Annotated in this window: 9 protein-coding genes; 1 reads left to right on the forward strand and 8 read right to left on the reverse strand. The window is 44.0% G+C overall.

The features are described 5' to 3' along the window. Nucleotides 1–169: 169 nt before the first annotated feature. From ACJ2PR_RS17400 to ACJ2PR_RS17415, 4 genes are all read right to left on the reverse strand, one after another. A complete protein-coding gene (locus ACJ2PR_RS17400) occupies nucleotides 170–586 on the reverse strand; it encodes a VOC family protein (RefSeq protein ID WP_446861468.1) in 417 nt (138 codons plus the stop codon). A gap of 188 nt (nucleotides 587–774) precedes the next feature. After that, nucleotides 775–1,305, reverse strand: coding sequence for a hypothetical protein (locus ACJ2PR_RS17405; RefSeq protein ID WP_446877935.1), 531 nt, complete (start codon nucleotides 1,303–1,305; stop codon nucleotides 775–777). An 80-nt stretch (nucleotides 1,306–1,385) separates the two neighbouring features. Then, nucleotides 1,386–1,856 (reverse strand): hypothetical protein, encoded by a 471-nt coding sequence (locus ACJ2PR_RS17410; RefSeq protein WP_446861470.1) that lies wholly within the window; start codon nucleotides 1,854–1,856, stop codon nucleotides 1,386–1,388. 417 nt (nucleotides 1,857–2,273) lie between these two features. Next, nucleotides 2,274–3,131 carry a DUF72 domain-containing protein gene (locus tag ACJ2PR_RS17415; protein WP_446877936.1) on the reverse strand — a complete coding sequence of 286 codons (858 nt, stop codon included), beginning with the start codon at nucleotides 3,129–3,131 and terminating at the stop codon, nucleotides 2,274–2,276. 114 nt (nucleotides 3,132–3,245) lie between these two features. Between ACJ2PR_RS17415 and ACJ2PR_RS17420 the strand changes: the two genes are divergently transcribed. Continuing rightward, on the forward strand, nucleotides 3,246–4,130 hold the full coding sequence (locus tag ACJ2PR_RS17420; protein WP_446861472.1) for a M48 family metalloprotease: 885 nt from the start codon (nucleotides 3,246–3,248) through the stop codon (nucleotides 4,128–4,130). 254 nt (nucleotides 4,131–4,384) lie between these two features. Here the strand turns inward: ACJ2PR_RS17420 and ACJ2PR_RS17425 are convergent, their stop codons facing one another. The 4 genes from ACJ2PR_RS17425 to ACJ2PR_RS17440 form a co-directional block, all read right to left on the reverse strand. Further along, on the reverse strand, nucleotides 4,385–5,584 hold the full coding sequence (locus tag ACJ2PR_RS17425; RefSeq protein WP_446877937.1) for an acyltransferase family protein: 1,200 nt from the start codon (nucleotides 5,582–5,584) through the stop codon (nucleotides 4,385–4,387). Further along, entirely contained in the window at nucleotides 5,562–6,221 is a 660-nt protein-coding gene (locus ACJ2PR_RS17430; RefSeq protein WP_446877938.1) for a class I SAM-dependent methyltransferase, read from the reverse strand. The genes ACJ2PR_RS17425 and ACJ2PR_RS17430 overlap by 23 nt, the downstream gene beginning before the upstream one ends. A 456-nt stretch (nucleotides 6,222–6,677) precedes the next feature. Further along, a complete protein-coding gene (locus ACJ2PR_RS17435) occupies nucleotides 6,678–7,016 on the reverse strand; it encodes a hypothetical protein (protein WP_446877939.1) in 339 nt (112 codons plus the stop codon). Between the two features lie 98 nt (nucleotides 7,017–7,114). Continuing rightward, entirely contained in the window at nucleotides 7,115–7,582 is a 468-nt protein-coding gene (locus ACJ2PR_RS17440) for a hypothetical protein (protein WP_446877940.1), read from the reverse strand. Between the last annotated feature and the right edge of the window lie 94 nt (nucleotides 7,583–7,676).

Consider the following 7,676-nt stretch of genomic DNA (forward strand, 5'->3'; position numbering starts at 1 on the left):
ATGGTCGAAATTTGAACTTTTGGCATGGTTATGGCTGAATCAAGTGGAAAACCAATGCGATTGCTCAACACGAGAATCAGCGTTTCAGGTTGAACTTTGGTAAAAGGTTGCTTTATTAAGCGCCAGGTACTTGGTTTAAGTCACAAGATTAGTTCGTCAACTCCAAGTCTTAAACACTCTTCTCAACAGTCAACCCAATTTCTTGTCCATAAGACAGTTCGAGCGTGTGCCCATCTGGATCGCGTAAGAAGGCCCAGTAGCCGATCGGATACCCAGAATCTTTTGGCTCTTGAAGTAGCACATCTTCTTGTCGCGCCATTGTACATAAAGCATCCATCTGTTCACGACTTTTACAACCGATTCCGAGATGGGCCAGCGGAGATAGAACAGGCTGCACCGATTTTGTCTCGATTAAGACTAATACAAAGGGGCGAGTCTTATCAGATAGCCAAACAACTGCCACGCTGGTTTCTGCATCAACACGCTGATGAATTACCTGCATTTCAGCATAGGTGGCATAGAACTTGATACTTCGTTCAATCTCCAAGACAGGAAGCGCTATATGAGTCAGTCCAATATCAATCATTGTTGTAAAAGTTGTTGTAGAAGTTATTTAAGGAGTCAGGTTTACATTCAACTAATACATTGAATTGTCTATTCGATGCGAATTCGATCACATTCTTTACCAGAGAACTTTGAATCAAAACTCTTCTCTTAAAGTCTTCTAGAACTGAAAGGCCGGAGGGCAGAGAATGACAACATCGAAGCAAAAGTTCATCGAATTGAACTCGTCGATCGAGACAGATAAACCAATCCAAGCATCAGTCGCACAATCAGCAAACCAATCCACACTTCACAGACAAAAGGCAATACCCGAAACCAAATATCCGTGGTGATCAGTCGCGCAAATAACTCGTTTGAAAACCCTTGATTTGTCAGCGCCAACTGAATTGGAATTTGAATCCGAACGCTTGATGTCCATCCAATTAGCTGCAAAGCGAGAATAGCCACCAGCATCCAGACTTGAATAAAGGCCGGTCGCCACCAGAATAGCGCGATCGACACTGGAACCCGCAGCGCCAACGGAATTACCAGAAGTGGGAAAATACGCCACTGATGCACCTGACGAACCGCGATAAAATCTACATTACTCATCCGTGCGCCCAGATCCCACCACATTGGGTAGTTGAGAAACGATTCCAACATCTGTACGCCAAATCCATAGAAAAGCAGCGCAAGATACAACAATAAAAGCCAAAGGCTCTGCGATCGACGTTTTTTCTGATAATCCAATAACGAAATCACGATAGATATCTCCAGTAAATAAAATGGGGACTTTAGACTTTGGACTTTGGTCTTTCATCTAAGGTCTCCCGTCAAAGGTCTTATGAAGCCAGGCTTCTCAATGCCGCTTTCAGGCTTTCTGGTTGCACAACCGCAAGATATTCTGACATGAGGTTTGGGGGCAACAATTCCAGCAAAACCTGGTTTTCGACCCAAAACTCGATTAAGTCAATGAGACCTGCGCGTCTGCATCGGACGGCCCGCCAGCCTTCGCGATCGGCGATCTCCCAAATTTTTGCCTCACTTATCGGAACAGCAATGTTTGCATGAGTTGCCGTGTAGCGAGTATTGAAATTGGAGTCATAAAATTGAACAGGTGCCGTTTCTAAACCTGGCTTCAAGATGAGGCTTTTTGGCATCACCTCAATAGCTGTGCCATAGGAATCAAAAGCAAATGCAACATAGCTCCCCTCATGACCAGGGAATGGGACGGCTTGCCCCTGCCACAGTTCAGCAATGACATTAGCAACGTGTTGGGGATTGTTGACGGCGATCGAAATATGATGAATCATCTAAGTGTCCTCAGTGTCAAAAAGTATTAATTGGACTATTGCATTATCCATTTACAGGCAAGTTTTCCATCTTGCATAACCCAGTAAGCAGATAAGCTTTTTCGGGTAACTTTTGTGGAAACAGCTTTGTAACTATCTGCTTTAAATTGCGATACTTGCGGCATTGTAGAATTCATGGTGACCTCTGTAACTTTGAAGTTTATTTTTCCTAACTTCTCATCACACGTTGAATCGCTAACCTTTATGCAGATGTTTTTGAATATTCTGTATCGCCTTCTACGAAAGATCTTGTTCTTTGTACAACGAGCAAAAATTCAAGATATAGCCCTCCTAAAAAACAGAATGCAACCATAAAAAAATCCCCACCTCTCAAAGAAGTCGGGATCTCTATGGAACTAAACAGCCTACACCCTAGACTCAGGAGCCTGAGAATAAATCAAGCTGTTGCGAAGGTTGAGGAATTTGATTCCAGGGGAGAGGAAGAATTGGGACATTCTGAAGTTCGAGTAACTGTTGAAAGTGCCGGGCAGTTTGGGGCGATCGCTCTTCTACTGGGCAATGGACAAAGAAATAGACTTGTGTTTCAGGAAGCCACTGCTCAATCCACTTAACCCATTCGTCAAGGTATGTCTGGTTTAAGGCTGCGTCAGGGTGACTAATAAATCGAATCAGGCAAATTGGAGCCGTGACGATCGGCTGTAATGGCACGTTTGGTTTCTTGCGTTCGGACTCGATTTGGGGGGCGTCGGGCGCATTATAAATAGGGCGCGTATCCAAAAGAACTCGACCAATTTTAAGGTATTTGAGCAGGGCATTTAATCGACTCTGATGTGGCTCTCTAAACCAGTCAGGGTGACGCACTTCGAGCGCTAAAGCAGCTTGACCCGACCAGCTTTGCAGAAATTTTGTCAAGTCATCTAGATGAGCCGGACTATAACTTGGCGGTAGTTGAGCAAACAATGGCCCAAGTCGATCGCCTAAGCCCTGCATGTGATTCAAGAATTTGAGAGAATCCGCGATCGCTGGCTCTAGTCGCCCCTTGTGAGTAAAAATCTTGGGCAACTTCAAGCAAAACTCAAATCCGGGAGGCGTTTCTTGTGCCCAGCGACTCACTGTTTCGGCATCAGGAATTGAATAAAACGTTGTATTCCCTTCCACTGTGGTAAACCGCCGACTATAGAGATTGAGAAAATCAGTCGATCGACTCCCACGAGGAAACAAGTCGCCCACCCATCCCTTGTACGCCCAGATCGCACAGCCTACTTTGAAACTCATTTTCAAACTCCCCCACCGAAAGAGTCGGCTTTCTCTCATTGGATAGAGTCTAAAGCTTACCGAAATCTGAGAACTTAAGACCAACTACTGTCTAAAACACTTTGGGGAAATCTCATGCTTGGGGTTAACGAACTGAAAACGGCTGCTCTCTTAGGATTACTCAGTGGCGTTCTTGTCCTGGGTGGCTATTACTTGGTTGGCAATGAACAAGGACTGATCTTGGGGCTAATTTTTGCGGCAATGACTAGTTTTGGCTCCTGGTTCTATTCTGACAAAGCAGCCCTTGCAGCTTACGCAGCTCAGCCGATCGAGCGATCGCAGTCCCCCGAATTGTTTGACATGATTTCTAAGCTATGCGATCGGGCTGAGATTCCCATGCCAAGAGTGTTTCTTGTTCCAACTCAATCGCCCAACGCTTTTGCGACTGGACGCGACCCTAATCATGCGGCGGTTGCGGTGACTCAGGGCATTTTAGACTTGCTTTCGCCCGATGAGTTAGAAGGCGTTTTGGCGCATGAGTTGACCCATGTTAAAAATCGAGACACCCTGACACAGGCGGTTGCAGGCACGATCGCGGGAGCTATCACCTTTTTGGGACGAATGCTGACCTTTGGGGCGCTTTATGGGCCGGTTTATCGCGACGATCGCCGGGGGGCAAACCCGATCGGGCTGCTCTTTTTGATTGTTCTCGCGCCGCTTTCTGCTACGTTGATTCAACTTGCGATCTCTCGCACTCGTGAATATGCGGCTGACCAGGGATCTGCTCAAATTACCCACAATCCTCTAGCGCTGGCGAGTGCCTTAGAAAAGCTAGAACAAGTTGGTCACCAAATCCCGATGAATGGCAATCCTGCGATGTCGCCGTTGTTGATTGTTAATCCGCTCTCGACTCAAGGATTACAGTCTCTATTTCGCACCCACCCGTCAACCGAGGAGCGGATTCGCCGTCTTATGGAGCTTGCCCAACAGTCACAAGAGTCAGGAGTCGCGATCGCTTAATCTGATCGACCATAACAGAAAGTTCTCCAGACTTGAGAGGTAAGGGCGGGTAGTTAGTGAGTGGTGATTAGCCATCGATTTACGACTAACTACTAATCACTAACTACTAATCACTAGCGATCGAATTCTCACAACTCAGACAGGATTGCTACAGCAACTTTTGCATCATCACCAAGATCTTGATACCGTCCGCTGCAACACGGTTGTTAGACCGTACCGATCACGCGAAAAGCACAAATTTTGCATAATGTTTCTCATGCTGGCTTTAAACCAAAGGAAACGCGCAGCAAGTTGATCCGCCTCACAAACAATTCATAGAGCAGAGCGATCGCAATAAAAGCGATTGAACTCAATGCCATGAACTTCATCAGCACTCCCACTTTCCAATCTGCTATGCAAAACCCAATCACAAGAATGATGGGTTGATGCAGGATATAGAAGGGCAAAGACGCTTCACTCATGTATCGTAATGCTGGATGATTGAAGTTTAAAAATCTTCTGCCGAGACTCAACAATGTAACCATCCAGCACCAGCAATTGAAGGATTTTAAAGTTGTTATCAGCGTATAACCGAGTGAAGCATATACCGTCCCATTACCAGTCAGTAGATGGCGAGTAGGTTCTAGCAAAAGTGGAGTTGTTAATCCTGCGATCGCTAATGCCGAAAGCAAGTGTCGATAGACAGCCTGTTCAATTCGCCGATCTTGAACGATAAGGTAGCCGTATAGCAAAAATGTGAAATAGGTGAAAAAATTCCATCCACCTGCCGCTCGAACGCCGAATGTTGCCGGATTGAGTCCGCTTTCTAGAACTATGATAGGCAACCCGAATAAAAAGATAGCCATTGGTTTTGCTAAAACAATTGCCGACTTTTCAAGCAGTCTTCGCCCCTTGCCTTGCCTGATTACTATAAATAGGGGAAATAGTAACAGCGAAAATAGAAATAATGTTAATAGATACCATAAATGAAGTCCCATCCAGGCAAAGTTTCCGCCAAATAAATACCACCCCTGGAAATAGTAGGGAATAAACTCCCAAAAGGAACCTAAAAACTGTCCTCTACTCCAAGGAGCAACACCATGATACGGATTACTCAAACGCTCCAGATAAACTTGTGGGGGAGATAAGACGAAAATACCGAATAATAAAGGAACCAACAAACGCATACAGCGTTCTCGAAGAAATTGCCCTGCGGTACGAGACTGAAGTGCAAAGTAGAGACTCGTTCCAGATAATAGGAAAAATAATGGCATGATCCATTGCAGCAAAATTTCCGCGAGGGTGGTGGCGATCGCATCAAGCTGGTTATTTTTAACATGCCAAGCATCGAGATCAAAAAATCGCAAACAGTGGAAAATAAAGACTGCAAATGTTGCTGCAACTTTGAGCCAGTCAAAATCATAACGTCTTGTAGATTCCCGCGCTTCAGGATCAAACAGAGGTTCTTGGTTCATTTTGAGTTGCCGTTGTTGAAGGTCTGCCTGTAGCAATCATCAGTCCCCAAATCCAGCCAAAACGCATCTTTTCAGAACATTCAACCACAAACCCCGAAGTAGTCAATAAGTCATGAAACTCCTTTTGAGAGTAGCATTGCCGATGAGCCGGATCGACCAGTTTGAGCAAACCATCACAAACTTTGCAGACTAAAAAATCTCTGCACCAATCCAGAATGACTACTCTTCCACCTGGCTTAACTACCCGCTTCATTTCTTTAAGGGCAGCTACAGGATCATCGAAATAGTGAAAGGCATTTGCAGAAACCACAATGTCAAAACTGTTGTCTGCAAAGGGTAGGTTGGACGCATTTGCAACCTGAAATGAGACATTGGGGAAGGCGCGATTTTTTTGTTTAGCGATCGCTAGCATTTGTTCTGAAATATCAACTCCAACAATTTTCTGGGTTGAATTTTCAGCCAATACCATCCGTTCAAATTCACCTGTGCCACAAGCAATATCCAGCACCCTTTCTGTAGAGGAGAGATGCGTCCAGGCTTTGAGGAATTCTAGCGTGTTGGTTACGTAGTGCTTCCATCGTTGATCATAAACAGTTGCCAATCGGTTATATTGTTGGCGTACCTTAGCTTCTGTCATAGTTAGTAGGGAAATCTAGTTCTGTCAAGAGTTCAACTACAGAATAACGTTAATTGTTCAACTGATAACTCCCAATTGCGTCTCACCGATAATTTAAGCGGTCTAACGTTCCGGTTGAGCGGCGACAAACCGAACCGAAACGCAGACGAGTTGACCCCGAAAGTCCGCTCCACTGACTGGTTAGGATGCTTCTCGCAACTTACGACTAGATTACTGCGCACCAAAACGAAAAATGCTAGCAACACCGCGATCGACGCACTCACTCTCAACGCAGCAAACTAAACGCGAAACTCTGAAACCCACGAGATGAGCGAAGAAAACCCGACTCTCAGCGCACCCACTCAGAATGCAGCCCAACGATTGCGTTCAGCGGCAGCGAAAGAACTAAAATGATAGATGAATAGACTCTCAACTGTCCGCCGCAACGCGATTGTTAGGTGGCGGTTTATACAGTATCTAAAGCTGTTGACCGTTCCACTGTGAATACAACCTATTGATTTGATTGCCGACCTCATGCATATCCGTACAACCAGTAGAATGTAAATGAAACAAGCCAAGAATACTCCATGCTGCATATTTACAAATTTTAGAAATGTCAGCCTCGTTAATTACCTGATTAGCTAAATAGTTCATGCCCCGATGGATAATATCTGAGCGTTTGTCATAAAGCTTTGTCATACTTTTATATACTTCTTTGGCATCTTCAATTTTTATAAATTCGTAGCCACTAAACGCATTAAGTGTTGCAACTCCTTTAGCTAAAGCGTGTGTTGGCTTTTCAGAACCAGTAAACATACATTCCAATGCAGTCCAATACTTCAAAAAAGACACATCTAGATCAGTTTCATTTTGAGCTTCGCCTATCCAGTAAATTGCTGTTAGAATGCATTCTTCTAGCTGTGTTTGAGAAGAGGCATTAATAATTGATCTCGCAGTTCTTCATTAAAGACAAAAATTTCAACTTTCCCAAAATTAAGTTTTTCAAAGCTTTCTAGCTCCAATCCTTCAACTGCAAAAAAGAAGTCGAAATGACTAACTTTATCATCAATAAAATCTTGAATACTTTCTAATGCATCAACGAACTCTCTCTTGTTTTCTGAATCCTTTTCTCTAGTCGAGATCTCTATTTCTAACTCTTTCTTGAAAGCTGTATAAACTGTTTCATAAGAAACTACACCTTTTAATCCTGGAGCTTCACAAATCCTATCAATGATTTCACTAAACGCCATTATTGCATCTTCTAATAAAAACCACTCTCTAAAACCAATTTTTAATCGAGCGGCATATATATCGAACTGTTTATACTCTTCAATACTGCTTGGAATACAATAATTTTTGTTTTTATTTCTCCTATTTGCCAATTTATTCCAATTTTGAGTGACTGCCTTGAGATCACCTCTACTTAGTGCCTATCCGAAAACTTGAATTGCCCTGACGACAATACAAGCACAGGAT

This window comes from Phormidesmis sp. 146-33 (genome assembly GCF_052939515.1).